18 protein-coding genes are annotated in these 20,941 nt (G+C 64.5%); 11 read left to right on the top strand and 7 right to left on the bottom strand.

Features of this window, described 5'->3' with window-relative positions:
* Positions 1-103: 103 nt before the first annotated feature.
* A complete protein-coding gene (locus tag NATOC_RS21985; protein ID WP_015322275.1) occupies positions 104-265 on the top strand; it encodes a hypothetical protein in 162 nt (53 codons plus the stop codon).
* 218 nt (positions 266-483) lie between these two features.
* Here the strand turns inward: NATOC_RS21985 and NATOC_RS14790 are convergent, their stop codons facing one another.
* Both NATOC_RS14790 and NATOC_RS14785 read right to left on the bottom strand, forming a co-directional pair.
* Entirely contained in the window at positions 484-987 is a 504-nt protein-coding gene (locus tag NATOC_RS14790; RefSeq protein ID WP_015322274.1) for a hypothetical protein, read from the bottom strand.
* A complete protein-coding gene (locus NATOC_RS14785) occupies positions 984-1,295 on the bottom strand; it encodes a ribbon-helix-helix protein, CopG family (RefSeq protein ID WP_015322273.1) in 312 nt (103 codons plus the stop codon). Before NATOC_RS14785 ends, NATOC_RS14790 begins: the two co-directional genes overlap by 4 nt.
* A 315-nt stretch (positions 1,296-1,610) precedes the next feature.
* On the opposite strand from NATOC_RS14785, the gene NATOC_RS14780 reads away from it, so the two are divergent.
* On the top strand, positions 1,611-1,793 hold the full coding sequence (locus NATOC_RS14780; RefSeq protein WP_049888799.1) for a hypothetical protein: 183 nt from the start codon (positions 1,611-1,613) through the stop codon (positions 1,791-1,793).
* Between the two features lie 232 nt (positions 1,794-2,025).
* Here NATOC_RS14780 and NATOC_RS14775 read toward each other — a convergent pair whose 3' ends face one another.
* On the bottom strand, positions 2,026-3,177 hold the full coding sequence (locus tag NATOC_RS14775) for a coiled-coil domain-containing protein (RefSeq protein WP_015322272.1): 1,152 nt from the start codon (positions 3,175-3,177) through the stop codon (positions 2,026-2,028).
* Positions 3,178-3,400: 223 nt separating this feature from the next.
* Here NATOC_RS14775 and NATOC_RS14770 point away from each other — a divergent pair, with 223 nt between their 5' ends.
* Entirely contained in the window at positions 3,401-3,703 is a 303-nt protein-coding gene (locus tag NATOC_RS14770) for a winged helix-turn-helix domain-containing protein (protein ID WP_015322271.1), read from the top strand.
* A gap of 365 nt (positions 3,704-4,068) precedes the next feature.
* On the opposite strand, the gene NATOC_RS14765 is transcribed toward NATOC_RS14770, so the two are convergent.
* Positions 4,069-5,052, bottom strand: coding sequence for a TackOD1 domain-containing metal-binding protein (locus tag NATOC_RS14765; protein WP_015322270.1), 984 nt, complete (start codon positions 5,050-5,052; stop codon positions 4,069-4,071).
* A gap of 1,395 nt (positions 5,053-6,447) precedes the next feature.
* Here NATOC_RS14765 and NATOC_RS14760 point away from each other — a divergent pair.
* The 3 genes from NATOC_RS14760 (at position 6,448) to NATOC_RS14750 (ending at position 10,727) form a co-directional block, all read left to right on the top strand.
* A complete protein-coding gene (locus NATOC_RS14760; RefSeq protein WP_015322269.1) occupies positions 6,448-7,683 on the top strand; it encodes an outer membrane protein assembly factor BamB family protein in 1,236 nt (411 codons plus the stop codon).
* 172 nt (positions 7,684-7,855) lie between these two features.
* A complete protein-coding gene (locus NATOC_RS14755) occupies positions 7,856-9,268 on the top strand; it encodes an O-antigen ligase family protein (protein WP_015322268.1) in 1,413 nt (470 codons plus the stop codon).
* A gap of 109 nt (positions 9,269-9,377) precedes the next feature.
* Complete coding sequence (locus NATOC_RS14750; RefSeq protein ID WP_015322267.1) at positions 9,378-10,727, top strand: acyl-CoA thioester hydrolase/BAAT C-terminal domain-containing protein; 1,350 nt, start codon at positions 9,378-9,380, stop codon at positions 10,725-10,727.
* 77 nt (positions 10,728-10,804) lie between these two features.
* Here NATOC_RS14750 and NATOC_RS14745 read toward each other — a convergent pair whose 3' ends face one another.
* Positions 10,805-11,005, bottom strand: a complete 201-nt coding sequence (locus tag NATOC_RS14745; protein ID WP_015322266.1) for a DUF7835 family putative zinc beta-ribbon protein — start codon at positions 11,003-11,005, stop codon at positions 10,805-10,807.
* A gap of 601 nt (positions 11,006-11,606) precedes the next feature.
* On the opposite strand from NATOC_RS14745, the gene NATOC_RS14740 reads away from it, so the two are divergent.
* Both NATOC_RS14740 and NATOC_RS14735 read left to right on the top strand, forming a co-directional pair.
* Complete coding sequence (locus tag NATOC_RS14740) at positions 11,607-12,947, top strand: polysaccharide deacetylase family protein (RefSeq protein ID WP_015322265.1); 1,341 nt, start codon at positions 11,607-11,609, stop codon at positions 12,945-12,947.
* Positions 12,948-13,090: 143 nt separating this feature from the next.
* The gene (locus NATOC_RS14735; RefSeq protein ID WP_015322264.1) at positions 13,091-14,158 is read left to right on the top strand and encodes a polysaccharide deacetylase family protein; all 1,068 of its coding nucleotides are present in this window, start codon (positions 13,091-13,093) and stop codon (positions 14,156-14,158) included.
* Positions 14,159-14,384: 226 nt separating this feature from the next.
* Here the strand turns inward: NATOC_RS14735 and NATOC_RS14730 are convergent, their stop codons facing one another.
* Positions 14,385-15,554 carry a mechanosensitive ion channel family protein gene (locus NATOC_RS14730; RefSeq protein ID WP_015322263.1) on the bottom strand — a complete coding sequence of 390 codons (1,170 nt, stop codon included), beginning with the start codon at positions 15,552-15,554 and terminating at the stop codon, positions 14,385-14,387.
* 321 nt (positions 15,555-15,875) lie between these two features.
* Between NATOC_RS14730 and NATOC_RS14725 the strand changes: the two genes are divergently transcribed.
* Positions 15,876-16,106, top strand: coding sequence for a hypothetical protein (locus NATOC_RS14725; RefSeq protein ID WP_015322262.1), 231 nt, complete (start codon positions 15,876-15,878; stop codon positions 16,104-16,106).
* Between the two features lie 605 nt (positions 16,107-16,711).
* On the opposite strand, the gene NATOC_RS14720 is transcribed toward NATOC_RS14725, so the two are convergent.
* Entirely contained in the window at positions 16,712-17,167 is a 456-nt protein-coding gene (locus NATOC_RS14720; protein ID WP_015322261.1) for a hypothetical protein, read from the bottom strand.
* A 469-nt stretch (positions 17,168-17,636) separates the two neighbouring features.
* Between NATOC_RS14720 and glmS the strand changes: the two genes are divergently transcribed.
* Both glmS and NATOC_RS14710 read left to right on the top strand, forming a co-directional pair.
* Entirely contained in the window at positions 17,637-19,424 is a 1,788-nt protein-coding gene (gene glmS, locus NATOC_RS14715; RefSeq protein ID WP_015322260.1) for a glutamine--fructose-6-phosphate transaminase (isomerizing), read from the top strand.
* Positions 19,425-19,557: 133 nt separating this feature from the next.
* The gene (locus NATOC_RS14710; protein WP_015322259.1) at positions 19,558-20,700 is read left to right on the top strand and encodes a mechanosensitive ion channel family protein; all 1,143 of its coding nucleotides are present in this window, start codon (positions 19,558-19,560) and stop codon (positions 20,698-20,700) included.
* Positions 20,701-20,941 lie beyond the last annotated feature (241 nt).

Below are 20,941 nucleotides of genomic sequence, written 5' to 3'. Positions count from 1 at the left end.
TTCCAGTCCGACGAGATCGTCAGACCGCTTGGGCGCGGTTTTTGATACCATTGGAGACTCAAGACCCGCATCGACTCCCCGCTCTCGAGGACGACCCCGAGTAGTGGGAGACGAGGGAAAGCTGGCCCGCGGGATCAACCGCTCGGTCTGGCTGATGAGCAGGGAGTTGCTCGAGGTCGATCTCCGGCTGGGCAGCCGCGTCGAGGGCACAATGAGCGACGAGGCTGTCTTCTTCTCGCCGGAGGAGAGGAGAAACGCAAGCTGAGCGGAACTATCCAGGGGTCGGCAGCCATTGTACAGGGCGTGCAAGGCGATCCGAGAACGTGGTCTCACAGCGTTACTCCGCAGGTCGTCTCCGATGAATTCGCGGCGGGTACGGTGGCCCCTGCGCTCAGCGACACCGAGTCCGAACTCGTCGCGGCCGACGCATCCAGCGGTCCGTGTCGCGTCTCGTGACGACACGCGTCGCCCTCGCCGACGCAGTCAGTCGAACAGTCGGGTTGCCTGATAGACGTACGCGTTGCCGTCCCAGCTTCGGCGATCTGCGATCGCCTCGAGAACTGCCTTTGCGGTCGCTTTCGACAGGTCCTCGTGGACGACGAACGCCTTCAGCAGGCGGGGCGTCGTGACGAGTTGAGCGTCGGCGAGCGACGCGTGGATGAGCGCGAGTTGGTTGTACTCGTCACAGTAGAAAAACGGCGCCTCGAGCCGGTCAGCCAGCTGTACCGCCGCGTTCTCCCCGTCGTCGAGCGGAACGTCGGGATCGAGGTCGACAGCCCGAACCGTCAGCCGGTCTCGCGCATCGAGCAGCGTCCGTGCGGCTGTGCCATCTTCATCATCGTACTCCGCGAGTTGCTCGAGTTCATCGACCACCTGTTCGGGGACGGCCACGTCGTAGCCGTCCAGAAGCAGCGGCAGTGTAACCCGCCGTGACTCGGCGGTACTCGCCAGGCTTACGAGCGCAGACGTGTCCGCGACGAGCCTCATTCGTCACGCGCGGCTGCGAGGTCGTTGCTAATGCTGTCATCCGTCAGCTGGCGTTTGAGCACCCGGAAGTTCTGGGCGGCTTCGACGCCAACGATCGCTTTCACCTGGTCGAACTCGAGTTGCCCTTCGTAGTATGCGTTTGCGATCGCCTGCTGGACCCGTTCTTCGTCGCTCGCGTTTGCAAGATACTCACGAAGCGCCTCGACGAGCACGTCGGTCCGATTCTTTCCCTCCGCGATCGCGAGCGCATCGGCCTGTTCGATCAGGCGTTCGGGCGCACGGAAATGCACGCGGGTGCTCGAACTCATACGCACACATTGTGCACACACGTCCGTAGGTCTGTCGGTGCTTCGTGGACCGGGTCACGTCGCTCGAAACTCGACGGACCGAGCCGTCTAGTTCCACGTGCTGGACGACCCTGCTGTCGGTCGAGCTGGGAACCCTGTCTCAGCACGCGCGATAGACGATCGATCTCCACCGCGAGGCGACCCTCGAGCGGGCAGCGTCGCGTGCTGTCCACGCAGTCCCACGCCTGCGAGCGGTTTGCTGAGGCGGTGCTTGGTGTGCGAGGGCGAGGTTCGTTCAGCCGATCTCGAGCGAGAGTACTCGTCCTCGAGGCTCGCTTGGAGGGTGGACAGGTTCTTCGGGCTGTTCGGGAGGTCCATGATGCGGGTCGCTGGCAGGAGTTTGCCACCGCGGAGCTCGACGACAGTGAGCGTGGTGGCGATAGCTGGGTGCGGCTCGAGGACGGCGTCGAGGTTCGACACGAGGCACACCGAATGGAAGAGGCAGTCCTGGATCTGTAGCTGGCGATCTCTTTCGGAACTGCGGTTCGTCGGAATCGACTGTTGCAGGGTATCCAGTGACAACTGGTGTCCTCGGCCGGAACTACAGAGTGGGTCTCGAGCGGTGACCGACGACGACCGATCGAGGACGCACCCACAGCTACTCGTCCCTGCGAACGCGGCGGCCGTGTCGCGATGGTGGGTCGGTGAGAGCAGGTGTGTGCTCGCTCGAGCGTGGGTGCTGGGGTGGGATCTACTCCTGACCGTGGACGTCGGCTGTCTCCGGAGTGGTGTCGGAACTGTCGGCTGTCTCCGGAGTGATGTCGGAGCCGTCGGGTGTCGTTTCGGGAGTGTCGGTGGCCGTCGTCTCCGAGGACTCGGTGGTCGACGTCCTCGTGGTGTCGGTGGTCGTCCCGGGAGTGTCGGTAGTGGACGTCCTCGCGGAGTCAGTGTCGGTGGTGGACGTTCCAGGAGTGTCAGTTGTGGACGTCCTCGCGGTATCGTGTCCAGGAATGTCGGCGTCGGTCGGCACCACGAGCCGTCGTTCGGTGTAGGAGAGACCGTTCTTGCGCTGGGAGGTTCTGTGGACCGCGAGGCGGTTTTTCGAGAGCTCGAGGACGGCGTCGATCGTCCTCGAGACTAACTTTTTGGCGTAGCTGTCGCTGATGCCGTCCTCCTGGCGTCGGATCCAGTGTTTCAGGTCGCTGGCGTTGACGTACTCGGCAACGTTCTTACAGCCCGTCTCCCAGGGATCGTCGCCGACGGTCGGATCCGTGCGGGCCTTCCAGAGCTTCGTGGCCAGTCGGGCCGGGAGTGAGTTGGTGGTCGAGCGGCGCATGTCCTCGTCCAGGCGGGCGAGTTGCTGGATCGGGAGCAGGTCGCCGTGGGCGAGCGTGGGTTCGGTGCGGTCGAGGGGGTCGTCCGTGTTGGGGAGTCGGTAGTAGGTGTGGCCGTCCGAGCCGGTGAACCGCTCGAGGTGGTCGTCTTGGAGTGGGAGTTCGTGGACGTCGACGTTCGTGTCCCGGAGGTGGGCGCCCTTTTCGAGTTCGCGCGCCTGGAGCTCCTCGATTCTGTCCTTGTTGGCGCCAGTTCGGTTTCTGGTGGCGTCGGTGAGGGCCGTCAGCTCGTCGGTCGTGGTTTCGAGGTCGTCGACTCTGGTTTCGAGATCGTCGACGGTCTGGCGGTCGATCTTCGAGTCGTGGTCCGCGAGTTCGGCGGCGAGGCGGTCGCGTTCCGTTTCGAGGTCGTCGACTCTGGTTTCGAGCTCCGTGAGCCGCGTCGTGAGCTGCTGGTTTTCGGCTCGGAGCTCGCGGAGTTCGGCGAGGACGTCCTCGAGGGGTGGGTGGTCGTGCGATGCGTCCTGTCGGTCGGGAGTTTGATTAGCCCGTGAATCGTCTGTACTCATGCTTCCGTAGCGTGGATACGGGAGCTTCTCGCGGACTCGGTGTCACCAGCACCGATCCGCTATCCGTGTTCGTGAGAGTCTGGTCCGCGTGTAGCTACCCTTGTAGCGGGGTCTAGCTTCGACCCACTTAGTGTTCTGGATTGTATGGCTCAGGGATGGAGTGTATATCTCGAGTGTGGTTCGAGTCGGTGCAGTTAATCTTCGGACGTCAGTTCTCCGGAGTATGCGAGCCCGTGTCTCGTGGATGAACGAGGCCGACGACGCGATCCTGGAGTATCTACAGGAACTCGAGACGAGTACGGGCCACCGGATCTCGCTCCCGCCGACCGCAGTCTGGTACAATCTGGTCGAGGAGCTCGGTGTGTTGGATCGGAGTCAGAACACGATCTCGCGACGGATGAATGTTCTCGCGGAGGCGGGGCTGCTCGAGAAAACCGACTCGAAGCGCGGCTACTATCGTGTGACCGACTTCGGGATTGCGTATCTCGAGGGCGAGCTCAGTTCGGACGATCTCGAGCGATCGTAGACGTCCTCTAGGGAGTGCTCGTCTATTCGAACACTCCGAAAGCCCCTGGCGGTGTAGGCTCGCGCGCCTCGCTGTGCTCCTCGCTTCGCTGCGGTGCTTACTGCGCGAGACTACGTCTCGCTTGCCCTCGCTCACTTCGTTCGCGAGGACTTCGTCGTGCTTCGCCGACACCGCCAGCCCCTTTCAGTCCCACCCGCGGTGGATGTGTAAACGGCTGTCGTCTCTGCTTATCCGGCGCAGGGTTGGAGACTACAACACACACACACACTCGTATCTCGGCTGGAGCACGGCTCTCACCGACCGGCGACCGTGTGTGGTGTCGTGTCTCCTCGGTGCAGCGGTGAAGGCGTCGGGCGGCGTGTGAGCTACTGGCGGCCGGGGATCTCGAGTACCGCACTCAGGCGCTGGAAGAGACCGGCCTCGTGGGCCTGTGCGGTCTCGACGGTCTCGTACTCCGGTTCGAGCGTTCCCTCTCCGTTCCCATCGAACGCGAGCACCGTCAACTCCGTCTCTGCCGCCCGCGTCGCGACGTCCGTTTCGACGGCCCCCGACGTCGTAATCACGACCGGGTGGGCATCGATCGACTCGTTTGCGAACGCACAGAACCTGTCGACGTCGTCGATCGTCGGCGTCTCGTGAATCGCTACAACCCGTTGCTCGCCCATCAACTCGTCACAGGCCAGCACGTGGACCGGTTGGGACGTTCCCCCATCCGTCACCGTCGTGTCGACTTCCGTCGTAAACCGCCGTTCCTCAAGGGTTTCCTTGGCGGTCTGTCGGGCCCGTTTCTGTCGGTCGAGCCACTGTCGCCCCGCATCGGTGAGGCTGTAGCGGTACAGCACGCGCTCGGTCGCCTCCAGCGGGGGGAGATGGGTGGCACACTCCCGACACCGCAGCCGGTTGGCGGGCGTCTGGAACCGCTCCGAACACGCCTTACAGATGTATCGGTGTTTCTTTTCGATATCAACCGATTTGAGGTCCTGCTCACACTCGGGACAGCGGTAGCCGTCGTCGGTCTCGAACGCCGACTCCTGTCCCGTGTGCCCGCAGCTGTGTTCGACCAGTGTCGTCTGGACTGCGTGGGGATCCTTGCAGGCCGGACAGGCGGTCGTATACTGGAGCCCCTCGGTCGTACAGTCCGGACAGACGTACACCTTCGTGATGAACTCGTCTGCCAGCACGCCACGGGCGGTAAAGCGCTCGAGGACGGTCACCGGCTCGCCGTCGGTCGCGTCGAGACACTGGCCCGCCTCGGTGTAGCTCACGGCGCCGTCGTCGTCGATCTCCGGCTCGAACACCTCGGTGCTGGTCAGCCGCTCGATCAACCGCAACTCTCCTGGGGAAGCCATCGATCGATCATACCTCTCTGGTGGACCGATATATATTTTTCTTCTTAGGTATTAGAGTCAAATTACAGATGTGCTGGATTCAGCAGTGAGAACGGCCACCCGCGGTCGCGTCCACCGCTGGATTGTGTCGTGACACGAAGCGGTCTGCGGACGCCGTCGTGGGTCGCGGCCGACGAAGCCGCTCGGAACCTCCCTCACTTACTTGCTGGACGACCGCCAGTTGATGGGGTGCTCACCTCGACAGGACCTGGCTATTGCGACCGTCCTTCAGTTCGAGTCGTGGCGTCCGTGGATGGCCGTCTGCGAACGGTGGTGCGGGCACAGAAGCGAGAGAGATCGAAGGCAATCACAATCGGGAGTATCGCCACTGTGAGCGCGTATGCAGTTCCGAGCAAACGCCTGTCCTGTGCACCCTGCGAGACGAACTCACCGGACAAGAGCGAATACCGGGTAGCACTCAGTAGTGCTCTTGTTTCCCGAAACACGGTCTGATTCCGACTCATTGGTTGCTCTTCCCATAGTGGTGGACACACCCTTATCATAAAGGTGCTAGTTTTAGCCACCAACTCACAGCTTTCAGCACGTGTTTTCAATATGATAGTGTCCTTTGAGCAATTCTAAACTAATGAAAGGATACGAGTGAATAAACGACTCTATCCGGTGGCTCGGCGTAGAACGGACATCTGCAGCGACCAGCGTTCTTCCGCACCCCGTATTGTAGTGGCCTGGGCCCACCTGGCGGGACCTCGGTTTCACGGTCGTGGCGGGGCTGTGAACTGTTGCTGACCGGGGTCTCGGCTACTGCACTCAGCGGTTGCACACTGCCAACCTCGTCTGTGGTGACCACCCTCGAACGATTCTGATCGACTCCAACTAATAAGAGATAATTATTAATAGCTCTACGAGAAACCCCGTTGATGGCTGGAGGCTCTCTGTGCCGATCCCCCTTGGCACATCCGTTCACCCCCCGCGAGCTGGTTGCCTCCGGCCGCTCTCTTCACCGGTAGTCTCACGTCCGATTCGAGGCCTCGGTTGCGCGTCAGCGACTACGTCACACAGCTGCGCCGAGCCCGGCGGATCGTGGCTCCGGACCACCGATGGCGTTCGGACCGGCGGACGGCGGCCGATCAGTCGGGCACCGGTCGTCGGTCCGCCGGACCCCGCTGGGTCGTTCGTTGGTGGTCGGATCACCGCCGGCGTCTGGACGGCTCTCGCGGGAGCGACGCCGTCCCTGCGGGCGGATCGGGCTCGAAACACCCACGGCCAGGCCGGTTCCATCCACTCCAAACCGTTCTAAATACCGATCCTTTTTCGAAATCAGTTTTAACTACTTACCAGACACAACTATTATATAACTGTTAGATAAACAGGTGAGCAGTAGGTGTCAAAAAGGAGATGGCAGACTGGCAACGTCGATCGGTACTGGCAACAGGTGCAACGCTTTCGGCTGGTGGGCTTCTTGCGTCGCTCGGGAGCGGGGATCGCTCGACAGAGACGACGCCGCCGCTCGAGAAACCCGATGGATGGTCGTCCTACGCCGGGAACACCGGAAACACCCGCTCTGTCTCGGCGCCCGACGGGTTCGAGAAACCGGATCTCATCGACTGGCAGTACGGCGAAACCGGAGACGCAGTCGCGGCCGGCGAGATGGTCTATCTGCGGACGGGAGCGGGCGTCCACGGGCTCGATTCGGCGACCGGGGAGTGTCTGTGGACCTGTGAGCGGATCGAGGCGGCAGGTACGCCGGCGGTCGCCGACGAAACCGTGTTCGTCGCCGGCTCCCAGCTCACCGCGATCGACGCCGCCAGTGGGAGCGTCCAGTGGAGCAAGCGGTTCGGAGAGGCGGCCGACACATCCGCTCCGGTTGCTGCGTTCGACTCCGTCTATCTCACTGTCGACGGCACGCTCTATGCCTTCGCAGCGGACGATGGCTCGCTCCGGTGGACGTGTGAGACCGTCCGTGTTACGCCGGACCAGACCGACGATTCGGGTGCGGTTAGCTACGTGTTCAGTACCCAGCCTACCGCGGTCGCTGCGGTCGAGGGCTCGGTGATCGGGCTGCTCGACGGCCGTCGGAGCGAGGACTCGATCGATGCCGACGCCGTCGTGGCGTTCGACCCGCTGTCGGGCACGACCCAGCGCTCGGCGCAGCTCCGGGCCGGCGACTTCGGGAACGGGATTGCGGCGACCGACGAGGCGGTGTTTGTCGAGAACGACGGCGAGGAGGGCGTGACGAGTCTCGCCGACGACACGAAAGAGCGCGAGCGGTTCATCTCCGATGCGCTGACGACCGCCGCCGTCGGCGACCGGACCGTCACCCGTGGCCGGTACGAGCTCAAGATGACGGGCCCCGACTCGGAGTGGTGTAAGAACGGCTCGCACGCGTACGGCCCGCCGGCGATCATCGACGACACGGTCGTCGTCGCCCACAGCGCTCCCGGCTCGGCGAACCCCGACGAGATCGTCGGTTACCGTCTCGATGACGGCCATGAGGAGTGGTGTTTTACCTTCGACGAGACCCAGTGGAGCGACGGGTTCAACGAGGCGTGTCTCGTCACCGAGGACACGGTTTACGTCGACCGCGAGGAGGGGCTGACGGCGCTTTGCCCGCGCGGCGAGCGCTCCCAGTAGGACCGCCCGCCGCTACCGACGCGAGTCCGGGCCGGGCCGTGGCCGTTTCGGCAACCAGCGCTGTGAGGGTGGGTCCCGCCGACACTACCGCCCTGTCCCTGAGGGGTGTGACCCCGATCGTGCGTGCAGCGACAAGGGAAATCTTTACCCAGGACTTCTGATCAGTACACTTATGGGAACTCTCACGCAAAAGCGAGGGACGTCGCAGGGACGCCACTGGAGCGTGGGCCGACTCGCGGCCGGCGCGACCTACGGGTTGTTCGGGCTGTATCTGTTGCTCGTGATTGTGGCGTACGCGACCGATCTGGTGTTCGCGTGGCAGCTCGCGACGGTCGCCGTCCTGCTGGCGGCGGTGCTTGGCGCTCGGCTGGCGCTCGACCGCTACCGGGGCTCCGAGCACCGCCAGGCGGCCCTCCTGTCGGTGCTTGGCGTCGCCCTGGCCGTGATCGCCGTCGTCTACCAGAGCAGCTCACCCGGGCTCGGCCTCGGACCGAGCCGGCCGCTTGCGCTCACCGTCGTTTTCGTGCTGTGGCTGTCGTTCCTGGTGGTCGTCACCGCCCCCGGACGGTATACGCCGGTCCAGTGGGGCGCTGTCGGCTGTTTCATGGCGCTTGCGGCGCTCTATCTCGGCCACACGCTCGCGTTCGATCCCTCGAGCTCACAGTCTCGCTGGCCGATCTGGGCGATGGTCATCATGGGGACGAATCTGCTGGTCGTCCCACGGCTCGTCCCCGAGCGGGTGTTCTTCCGGCTGCTGTCCTGTCTGGGGTCGCTCGTCGTCCTTCTCGGGGTAGCCACCTACGGTGTCGGAGAGTACGCCGTCTGGATCTTCGAGGTTCGCCAGTGGTCGAGTTCGCCGCCGGTTCCCGGCGTCGACACGACGCTCCAGTCGGTGTTCCCGAACCCGAACGGCTTCGGGCTGCTGTCGTTTGCCGGGTTCGTCGCGGCGGTCGTCGAGTTGCACCGGTCCCTCGTTGCCCGGCGTCCCCTCGGGGTGGGGCTGGCGGTCGTGGTCGGCAGCCTCTGTGGGTTGGGGGTCGTGCTCTCGAACGCCCGGGCCGCGATGCTTGCAGCGGCGGTCGCCGTCGTCGTCTATGCGGGGTGTGTCCTCGGTGGCCGTCGTCTCGGCGCGCTCGTGCTCGCCTCGAGCGTGCTCGGCGTGGTCGGTGTGCTTGCGGGGATGGCCGTTGGCCTCGTCGAGATCTCCTCGGCGAACCGGTTTACGCTCTGGTCGGCAAGTCTGCAGGCGATCCGCGACGGGCCGTTGCTGGTCGGTCACGGCGGCGGGCCGGCCAGCGTCGTGATCGAGCCCTACCTCGCGGCCGAGACGGCGCCGTCGCCCCACAACGCCTATCTGTCGGTCGCGATCCAGACCGGACTCGTCGGCGGGTTCGCCTATCTGGCTCTCCTCGGCGGCAGCCTCGTCGCCGGACTGGCCGACACCGGCGAGCTCGACGCCGCGATGCTCGCGTTCGTGACCGGCTGGGCGATCCACCAGCTGTTCGAATCCTATACGATGTTTCACTGGTCGCTGGGCTCGGTGCTGGTTACTCTCTCGGTTGGCTACCTGCTGTTCGGCGACTGAGCCGGCCCCGGCGGATACTGTCTCTTTTCGAGTATGACGGGCGTTCAACAAGCTCTTATACCGCCGCCGTCTGAGTTGGCGAACGAAGCGACGAGGACTCCGTGACTCGATGTTCACCGACGGCCTCCCGACGACCGACAGGGGATCGCGGCGTGTCCGCTCGCGGCGCCAGCTGCTGGCGTTGCTGGGCGGGACGGCCAGCGTTGGGCTCGCCGGGGGGACGCTGCCCGCCGACGAGCCGTCGTCGGTCACCCACTCGGCGACGGTCCGCGTCGACGAGCCGGTCGAGCTGACGGCCCGTGGCGTCCCCGCGGGAGCGGAGCTCGAGGTCGTCCTCGAGGGCGAGTGCACGACCGGCGAGACGTTCGGCGCCGCCGTCACCGTTGCAACCGAGACGGAGACGCTGTCGCTGAACGACGCCCCTCTCGTCGGCGGCGACGTTCCAGCGGGGCTCGACGTTCCGACGACGGGGGCCCTGATCCAGTTCGCCGACGCCCCGTGGGCGGCGTACACCGGAGCGGTTGCCGACCCCGAGCGGTGGCCCCCCGAGACCAGTCTCACGTACCGCGTCGTGGCCGACGACCGGACGCTCGGTGCACTGACCCTCTCGCGGTGGCATCCGTTCACCCGCGTCACCGAGCCGCCTGGCGATCTCGTCGGTCGGGTTTTCGAACCGCCGAGCGGCGGAGCCGGGCCGGGCGTGCTCGTCCTCCACGGCGCGGACGGCACACCCCAGGACCACGTCGCCGCGCTGTTGGCCCACCACGGGTTTACGGCGTTCGCACTCGAGTACGTCGACGGCCCGGGGCTGCCGGCGTCGGTCGTCGAGGTTCCGGTGGCGTACGTCACGGCCGCGATCGACTGGCTGGGCGACCACGAGCGGGTCGCCGGCGATCGGATCGGGGTCTGGGGGGTCGGCCGGGGTGGTGAGCTCGGGCTGCTCGTCGGGAGTCTGTCCGACGAGGTCGGGCCGGTCGTCTCGGTCGGGGGGAGCGGGATCCTCTGGGAGGGTGGGGCGGTGCGTGGCTCCCCGGCGGGGACCGTCGCCTGGGCGCTCGACGACGACCCGCGTGCGCCGCTTGCGGTCGCGACCGAGGCTGGTCAGGACCGCCACGAGCGCTACACCGCAGCCATCGCGGCTGCGGGAGCGCGCGAACTCACGGCCGCAACGATCCCCGTCGAGCGGATCGATGGACCGGTGTTGCTCGTCTCGGGCGAGGACGACGCCGTCTGGCCAAGCGCCCGCCTGCACGCCCACGCCCGGGAGCGCCTCGCGACGCGTGGGCATCCCTCGTTCGACCACCTGCGGTATGCCGACGCCGGCCACCGGCTCCCCCAGCCGTATCTCCCCCTCCGGGGGACGGCGGGGGAGACGGCCGGCGGCACGCTCGCTGGCAACGCCGAGGCCGCACACGCCCACTGGCCCCGCGTGCTCGGAACACTCGCAACGCTCCAGTAGCCCGCTCCCGGGGCCATGAACTGGTGGGGACCGGGCCTCCGTCCCGTCACGAACCGCGGGCGCGGACAGTGGGCCGGTTAGGCGTTGTTCATCCGCTGGCTCTCCCGCGTGTGACACACCTGGCACTCGCTGACGCGATACGGCTCCCGGGAACACGCCGTGTTCTGCCCGGTCTCGCTCTCGGTCCGGAGCTGGATGGAGACGCTGTGAAGCGTCTCTCGACCACACTGTGGACAGTCCTCTGTGAGTCCGTCGATCGAGTCCTCCGTTGTTGCCATCGGTACTATCAGTTACCTCCAACACACATGAGTCTTTCTTTAGCTCTCATGGGTACAAAATGAAGGAACGAGAACACACCGAATCTGCGACACTCCCGGCCGAGTTGGGTTCTCGCCCGGGCGACGCGCCTCCGCGGGTGTCTTCCTGGTGACGGGGTGGTCCCGGCGGGACACGTGGTGTTCGGTTCACCACGGAGAGGGGCAATCGAACCGCCGAGGGCCACGACGGGAACACCGCCGAACGGGGGTCGGAATCGGCCGGCCGGTCCAAATATTAATATTAACTCTATAGAAGATTATTAGTATCAGAGACCTAAACTGCTTCACCGTCGGGGACCGGGTGCCCGCGTGCGGTCACCCATCCCTGGCTACCCTGTCAGGTCGTTCCAAACGTGAGGGGTGGTGTTAGCCCCCCTCGCTTTCGGACGCCACCCCCGCTCGACGCGTCCACCGTGGACCGGCCCGACCCGGATGTCGGTTCCGTGGAGTGTGACCGGCCGTGTGAGGACCGTCAGTCCCAGTCCGGTGGTGGTTCGGTCCGGTCGTTGTCTTCATTCTTAATCCAAAATAGTAAAATAATTGTTCTGCAAACACCTATCTAATGGTGGAACGTTCACGGTTCCGACGACAGTTTCTGGCAGCGTCCGGTACGGCGATGGGGATTGCTCTGGCTGGGTGTGCGGATCAGATCGGTTCGGACTCTCCGAACGGCGAGGACGACGGGGCAACGAACGAGACCGACGGCGGGAGTGACGATACCGAGGCGGCGGCGGACGACGTCGACTCGCCCGAACTCACCGTCGAGACGGCGTACAACAGCCGCGAGGAGTACCGCCAGCCCGGCGAGGGGTTCGTCGACTTCGAGAGTCTCGAGGAGTGGGAGCTGTTAGAGGGGGCGGGGGAAGCCGAGACGGACGTCGTCTTCGACGGGAGCCAGAGTCTGCGACTGACCGCCGAGGACGAGGGGAACGCCGTCGTGGCGACGGCGTTCGAAGCGACGGATCTGAGCGACCGGGACGTCTCGATGGCGGTCCGGACGACGACGCCGGCGAACATCGCCCTCGAGCTCCAGCTCCGTGATATCTACGGCGGGTATGCGACCTACATGCTGCAGTCGGTCTCCTACGGCAGCGACGAGCCCGGCTGGTTCCGGACCTGTCCCGGCTTCTTCGAGGAGAGTACGACCCCCGTCGAACTAGACGCGATCGACGAACTCCGTGTCGTGCTCCACAACACCGGCGACGAGGCCGAGGTCTGGGTCGACGACATCCGCACCCACGAAAAGCCCGACCAGGGGTATGTCGTCCTCTGTTGGGACGACGGGTTCGAGGACTTCTACGAGCCGGCGGGACCGATCCACGACGAGTACGACGTCACCGCGGTCCAGGCGGCCATCCGCCAGTGGACCCGCGACCAGCGCGACGGCATTATGACGACCGACCAGCTCAACGAGCGCCAGGAGGCCGGCGATCAGATCGTCGCCCACGGCACTCACACCGAGTTTACCGACCTCGAGCCGGACGACCTGCGGGACTCGATCGAGGTCGACAAGAACTGGGCGGTCCAGAACGAGTTCCAGGGCGGCCACTATCTCGTGTTCCCGCACAACGACTTCGACCGGGAGGTCCTCGAGTTGGTGTCGGACTACTACTACGCCGGCGGGTTCAACCAGGCCGGCAACGTCAACCTCACCGGCGTCCACGGCTACGATCCGCTCGTCCTGCCCCGGACGATCGGCCACGATCTCGAGATCGCCAGGCAGTGTGTCGACGCCGCCGCCGCCCACCGCCAGTGTACGATCCTGAACTTCCATGCCTTCGAGCAGGACAACACGATGGACGCCGACGACTACGAGGAGCTGATCCAGTACATCGCCGAGACCGACGGCGTCGAGACCATCGACTTCGACGACCTCTGGGCGATGCGCCGGGCCGGCCACTAATCCCGACCACCCGCGCCGGGTCGTCCCGCCGCCGGCCGATCGTCCGACGAAGTGTGTTTCCTTACCATCATAACTATATATAAGATATTAGTATTTGGTATTGACCGAAACAATTTTTAATATGATTAACTACATTCGGTACAATGAACCGTCGGAAATTTCTTGCGGTGACGGGGGTCGCTGCCGCCGGCGTCGGTGGTGCCGGCGTGGCTGGGGTGACCCGCCGCGAGTCCACCACCGACCGGGACACCGAGCCGGCGTCACGACAGGACCGGTCCGCCGAACAGAGCCATGCCGGTGGGGCGACCGAAACCGAGCCGTCACTCGAGTCACGCGTCGCCGACGCCGCGGGGTTGCTCGTGTTCACGTACGACGACAGCCCGGTCGAGGACTACACGCTCACCTACCGGATCCACCAGGAGTACGACGTCCCGGGCTGTATCGCAGCCTGTCCGGGGCTCATGGAGACGTCGGCCGCGCACCTGAGCCCGGCACAGCTGACCGAACTGGCCGCGGCGGGGTGGGGTGTCCTCTCCCATACGGCCGACCACCGCGTGCTCGGCGAGATCCCCCTTACGGCGGCCGCCGCCGACGGTGACGAGCGGCTCGCCGTCGACTGGAACCGCCACGGCGACTTCGAGGGCGATCCGCTGGTCGTCTCCGACGAGGACCGCGAGGTACCGACGACCGTCGCCGGGGCCGACAGCGACGCGGCGGGTCAGTATATCGAACTCGCCGAGCCGCTGGATGGCCCGATCAGCGACGCGGGGACCGTCAGACATCCGGCCGAGTTCATGCAAACGGTGCTCGAACGGACGGACGCACAGCTCGAGGCGTGGGGGCTCGACGTGACCGGCTTCGTCTACCCCTATACCCGGTATCACGGCGTCGTCGAAGACGTCGTGCGGGAACAGTACGACGCGGTCGCGAACCACCGGTACGGGGGCGGGCACAACGCGCTCGCGGAGCTCGACCCGACGACGATGCAACGGCGGTATATCGAGACCGATAAGGCGACCGAGGCCGAGCTCGACGCGTTCATGGAAACCGCCGCCGACGAGGCCGTCCTCGCGATCGTCGGCGGCCACTCGCAGTTCGAGACCCTCACCGCCGACCGGATTCGCTACACCATCGAGACCGCCCTCGAGCACGACCTCGCGATCGTGACGCTCGCGGAGGCGCTCGAGGCGCTGGATCGCGGGCTCCAGTGACGGGCCGGCGTCCGAACGCGGCTCAGGGTGGGGGTCTCGAGGCCGGTGGCGAAGCGGCGTGACCCCCGGCCGGGGCCGTGTCCCCGGCGCCAGCGAGCCGTCTCCGTGCCCACACGGGGGTCCGACGCGGTCGATGGATCGGGTGTGTCGGCCCGCTCGTCGGGGCTGGCCGCCCGGCCGGCCGGTGTCGTGGGTGACTCCGTCTCGTGTCGGCGTCGTCCCGCGGTCAGTCCTGGTTGGACTGTGAGATGCTCCGTGGCTCCCGCGTCGGTTTCGCCTCCGTGACCGAGCGGAGATGGGGGTATGGGATGTTGACGCCGGCGTCCTCGAGTGCCGTTTTTGCCGCCCCGAGGACCTCGTCCTCTGCCTTCCACATCTTCTCCGTGTTGGGTTTGGCGATCCAGAACCGGATCCGGAGCACGACCGACGAGTCGGCTAACTCCTCGATGCGGACCGACGGGAACGGGGTCTCTTCGACGATCTCGAGCGATTCGACCGCCTCCTGGGCGACCTCGCGGGCGGTCTCGAGGTCGGTCTCGTAGTCGACGCCCACATCGACGGCAAACCGGAGCCGGCTTTCATTGCTGCGGTTGCGGATCGTCCGGCTCCCGATCACCTCGTTCGGGATGATGACGTGTTCGCCGTTCGGACCGCGGATCCGGGTGTGGACGATCGTGATATCGGTAACGATCCCCCGGTCGTCGCCGACGACGATCCAGTCGCCGATCTCGAACGGACGCGAGAACATCAGGATAAACCCCGCGATGACCGAGCCGAGCGTCTCCTGTGCGGCGAAGCCGAGAACCACCCCGATGACGCCCGCACCGACGAGCAGCCCCGAGATATCGAAGTTCCAGAGGGTCAGAACGAACAGCACCGCCGTGATCAGCAGCGTGAGCTGTAACACCCGCGTGATGATCTCCCGGTCGTGGCGGTCGATCCCGGGGGCGTTCGCCGACAGCGAGTCCATCCACGACGCGACCGCCAACCCACCGAGATACGCCGCAAGCAGAACGACCCCGCTTGCCACCATCCGCGAGAGCGACGGCCACATGGCGGTGAGGATCTCGATCGTATACCAGACGGGCGATTCGTACCCCCAGAGGTGGAGGACGCCGACGATACCACCGACCACGACGCCCAGCTGGCCGAGCCGCACGATCGCGTGGGCGAGGCGGCCAACCGGGAGATACCGCTCGAGCGTCTCGCCCCAGTCGCGTTCGGTTGCGTCCTCGAGTGTCGTCTGCAGTCGCTGGATGCCACGCGGGAACACCGCCAGCAGGAGCACCGTCCCGAGGAGAACCGCGACCGTCAGCGCGAGGAGCTGTTCCTCGGTCGTGACGACCGGCAGGGAGGAGACCGTCTCTTCGGCGATCGCCTGGCCGCTGTCGCTCATTGGCCGCGGTAGTGTTTACAGCCCAAAACATCTACTGAAACGATGTGACGGCGACCGCCCGCGCCCCGAATGCGGGGACGGAGTCGTGACACGAATATCGCGGAAGCCCACGACTTCAGTCCTGAGAGGACGTCACCCGCCCGTCTCATGCCCTCAGCCGGCGGTGGGCCGGTAGGGATGGAAGTGGGGAACCGTCCGGGCGTTCTTGGATAGTAACTGCTATATGTCGCTTCGGTGATAGTGGCGCTACAGCGTGCTCTCAGTTCCGACGCGTCCTCTGTGCGGTCTCGACTGCACCCGTCGTTGGCCCGGTCCGATGCCATGATCGAGCAACCGCGACTCGCAGCACTGGGTGTCGCGATCATGGTCCTGGGCGTGCTCTGGATGGGCTTTCCGTACCTCCGCGGGAGCGGTGCCGACTCCGAGGACGCCAGAGTCGATAGCTCGCCCCCAGCGGCGTCCGACACTGTCGAGCAGCAGTCGACAGCCGAGGACGACGGCGGGCCCACTGCCGAGGAAACGGACTGCACCGGCGGCGAGAACCGATCCTAAGCACGGGCTCGTGTTTTTCACTACTTCTTTTACCCTTTTGCCCCGATGGTTTCATATATAGTGTAACAGAATTAACGACGCGGATCCCAATTCTATAGAAGATAATACCAAAAATAATAACTGTAGTGAGAACTCCCTATTCAATAGAAGAGGAAAGTAGAATGAGAGAGACAATTATAATCGAGTGGGCTCCCGAGGACGCCTGCCGTCTGCGGTATGTTTTCGAGCCTCAAAAGGGAGGCACATGGCTTCGCACCGAGAAGAGTCGCCGAAACGGGACCTGGCAGGTCATTACACGGGAGGTCGTCACCGAGGTAAGACTCGAGTGTCCTCCCACGGATCCACACGGCGATTCCGGTATCGACACCTACCGTGGTCCCTAAGCCGGGCTCACAGTGGTTTCGCTCGACTCCGTTCGGTAGCTGCGTCGAAGAGTCCCATCCAGGCTTCTCAACTCGCCATCTATTCTCTCTCGGATCGAAAGAACGAACTCGGTTCTGCCGCGTACAGTCGCAGTGTCGGTGGGTCCCGTCGGTAGCATCGCAGTCCCGATGGCCGATTGACACCTACTACGGCCTACCGACCGCTCCCGTTTGAGGACTGGTCTAGTTGTCGGCCAGTTCGCGGGCGCGCTCGAGTCGGTCACGCATGACCGTCGATGGCTCGCCGCCGAGGGTCTCACAGATCCGCAGATATCGCTCGAGCAGTTCGACCTCGTCCTCGTATCGGCACTCCTTCCGATAGACGATCGCCAGATGGCGATAGTACACGTGTGGCGGCTCGTCGTACCCCTTGTCGTCCGCTTCTGCTTCCACGAAATCGATACACCACAGGAGAAGCTCCTCGACCTCGTCGTGGCGTCTTTCGCGCTTGAGTTGCTTTATCTCGGCGACCGCCTCGGTCGGATAAGTGTAGGGCTGTTCATCGATCCGGGTAAACTCGAGCTGTTCGCGGATGATCCCCTCGACCAGCTCTGTCTGCCGTGGTAGCTCTTGATCGGCCGTTCCATCGGTTTGCGAGCCGTCCAACCTCGAGGAGAGCCAAGCGAGGACCCATCGCATCTATCGTGATACTTCGGCCGATCACTATTGAAACTTGTCTAGCAAATATACAACTACTATCGGTTAGTTGTCGGTCGAACGGACGAGCTCTCACCGGCTAGCCCGTATCAACTGCTACGCGCTCGAATCTCGGGATGGTCTTATCTATAAACCAGAATGTAGGTCTGAAGAGACCACTCGTGGCGCCGCCGGACGCTATCAGACGCTTGATACCGATGTCGGAGCCATGCTCGAGGCCAGCGCACTCGGACGACCGGACCCGATCGAGTGTCGTGCGCTGTGGCCGGGGGGCGATAGCCCCTCGCACCACTCGCATGGCCGTCCTCAGGCGGAGATTCTTCACTTAGCAATAACCGAAATAAATAAACGGAATTACCTCCGTTAGTAATAGTATGTCGAGTGTGCAGACTATTTATAACTTACATCTTATCACGAATGGACAACTAATTAATTGGCAGGTGGAGAGCTGATGTGTGGGATCATCGGCTACACCGGGGACGGGGACACGCGTGAGATCCTGCTGACCGGGCTCTACGGGCTGGAGTACCGGGGGTACGACTCGGCGGGCGTCGCCCTCGCGGGGGAGCCGATAACCGTCACCAAACGCGAGGGCGACGTGGCGACGCTCGAGTCGGCCCTCCCCGCGGCGGAACCCGACGGGACGGCCGGCCTGGGTCACACCCGCTGGAGCACCCACGGGCGGCCCTCCGACGAAAACGCCCACCCCCACACCGACTGTGAGGGCCGCGTCGCGGTCGTCCACAACGGGATCATCGAGAACTACCAGACGCTGCGCGACGAGCTCGCCGCGCGCGGCCACGCGTTCACCAGCGAGACCGACACCGAGGTCGTCCCCCACCTGCTCGAGGAACGCCTCGCGGCTGGTGAAGACCGTGAAACAGCGTTCCGCCAGGTCGTCGACCGGCTCGAGGGCAGTTACGCCATTGCAGCGGTGTTCGAGGACACAGACGTCATTTACGCCGCCCGCCACGAGTCACCGCTGGTCGTCGGCCTCGGCGACGCCGGCACCTACCTGGCGAGCGACGTGCCCGCCTTTATCGAGTACACCGATCGCGTCATCTACCTCGAGGACGGCGAGTTCGCGACGCTGACGCCCGACGGCGTCACCGTCACCGACGCGTCGGGGGCCGTCGTGGAGCCGACGGTCGACGAGGTCGACTGGGAGCCCGAGGACGCGGGCAAGGGCGGCTACGACCACTACATGAAAAAGGAGATCCACGAACAGCCCCGCGCGATCCGGAACTGTCTGCGGGGCCGGGTCGACGCCGACGCGGGCCGGCTCTCCCTCGAGGCGTTGGCCGCCCTCGAGGCGCCCACGCGGGTCCAGCTCGTCGCCTGTGGCACCTCGTATCACGCCGCGCGCTACGGGGCGCGGCTGCTGCGCGAACGTGGCGTGTCGGCCCAGGCGTTTCTCGCCAGCGAGTACCGCGCCGCGACCGTTCCCGTCGACCCGGAGACGCTGGTGATCGGCGTCACCCAGAGCGGCGAAACCGCGGACACGATGCGCGCCCTGCGGGAGGCGAACGACGCCGGCGCGGTGACGTTGGCGCTGACGAACACGGTGGGGAGCTCGGCCGCCCGGGAGTGCGACCACGTCTGTTACGTGCGGGCCGGCCCCGAGATCGGCGTCGCGGCGACGAAGACGTTCGCGAGCCAGCAGGTCGCGCTGGCGATGGTCACCAGCGCGCTCGTCGGCCAGCGCGAGCCCGCGTTCCTCGAGGCGCTGCGCGAGCTGCCCGCCCAGATCCAGCGGGTGCTGGACGACTCTCGGACCCAGGCGATCGCCGACGCCTACGTCGACGCCGACGCCTACTTCTTCATCGGCCGGGAGTACACCGCCCCGGTCGCCCTCGAGGGCGCGCTGAAGATGAAAGAGATCACGTACAAACACGCCGAGGGGTTCGCCGCCGGCGAGCTCAAACACGGCCCGCTCGCGTTGGTGACCGAGCAAACGCCGGTGTTCGCGCTGCTGACCGCGGGGTCGCGCCTGGAGAAGACCCTGGGCAACGTCAGGGAGGTCCAGGCCCGAGGGGCGCCCGTGATCGCGGTCACCGACGTTCCCGAGCGGGTCCGCCACTCGGTCGATCACGTCCTGGAGGTCCCCGCCTCCCACCCGACGCTGACGCCGATCCTGGCGAACGTCCAGCTCCAGCTGGCGTCCTACTGGATCGCGAACCGGCTGGAGCGCTCGATCGACAAACCGCGGAACCTCGCGAAGAGCGTCACGGTCGAATAGAGACACTGCCGACAGCCAGCGTTGTGTGGCCCGATCAATTTCATCTCAACCCAACTAACTAAGGTAATGAATCTTTCCGATTGGTTCATATAAATATAGTATAAACAGTAGTCTACTAATCGAGACGGTTCGAATGCACGACCCACTCCTTGCACGGCCGCCGTGGCTTGCCTCCCTCGACTCCGGCGTCCTCGCAGTGGCGTTACCCGAGTGGGAGTGGTTTGTGCTCTCGTTGGTTCTTCTGACGACGTATCTGTTGTCACGGCTCGTCCACTGGGGTGGTCGCTGGTATCTTCACCGATCGGCGACCGACGAGTCTACGTCGTTGCGGCGAGCGATCGCAACGGAGAGTTATACGCCGCTCTCGCTCTCGATTCTGTTCATCGGTAGCTCCCTTGTGCTCCAGGCGTTCGGACTCATTGCGTCACGATCACTTCTCAGTAACGTGGTGTTGACGGCACTGGCAGTGGTGTGGGCACGCGCTGCGATTCGGATCGGCGAGCAGTGGCTCGAGGTTGCGAACGAGCGCGAACAGCGCTACGAGTTCGCACCGATCCTCCAGAACTTCTGGACGATCGCGGTTGTCGGCGTCGGGGTGCTGGTCGTCGTCGAGGTATGGAACCTCCAAGTAACGCCGTTTCTGGCCTCTGCCGGTGTTCTCGGCGTGGTCGTCGGCTTTGCCGCCCAGGACGCGATCAGAAACCTGATCGGCGGAATCTCGCTCTCGTTCGACCACACGTATCATCCCGGCGATGTCGTCTTACTCGAAGACGACACGCGGGGCACCGTAACGGACATCGGAATCCGGTCGACGACGGTGTTGACCCCGGACAACACGATGGTAACCGTCCCGAACGCGGTGTTGAACTCGACCCAGGTCGTCAACCAGTCGGCACCACAGCGACATATCCGGATCGACGTTCCCGTCTCCGTCGCGTACGGAACCGACTACGAGACCGTCGAGCGGATCGCTAGCACGGTCTGTGAGGACGCGCCGATGGTCCGGGACTCACCACGGCCACGCGTCCTGTTTTCCGAGTTCGGTGATTCCACACTTCTGTTCGAGGTGCAGGTGTACATCGCCCACCCGCTGACCGAAAAACGGGCGATCGATCAGCTCAACCGGCGTATCTATGACCGGTTCGCAGCGGAAGGGATCACCATCCCGTTCCCCCAGCGCGAACTCTCCTTTCTAGAGCACCAGGAGGAGTCGAGCCGACAATCGGCGTCCCAAGCCGAGGACAGGGTCTCATCACGGAACACACCACCCGAGTAACGGCGGTTGGCGCCGTTCGACCGCGACTGTCAGTCGAACCACTCGGTGTACTCATCGCAGTGTTCGCATGCCGCATGTGTAACCCATTCGTCGCCTCGGCTGTGCTCACTCGGTGACACACGCAAGAGTGCGAGGTTCGTGGAGCCACATTCCGGACACTGTGGCGGGATCGCCTCACTCATCTCTTTTTTCTCTGACCTCTGAGATATTAATACCTACCCAATATATCTAAATTTCCCTC

The sequence above is a fragment of the Natronococcus occultus SP4 genome, from assembly GCF_000328685.1.
Taxonomy (GTDB): domain Archaea; phylum Halobacteriota; class Halobacteria; order Halobacteriales; family Natrialbaceae; genus Natronococcus; species Natronococcus occultus.
This window is presented reverse-complemented; position numbering and strand designations above follow the sequence as displayed.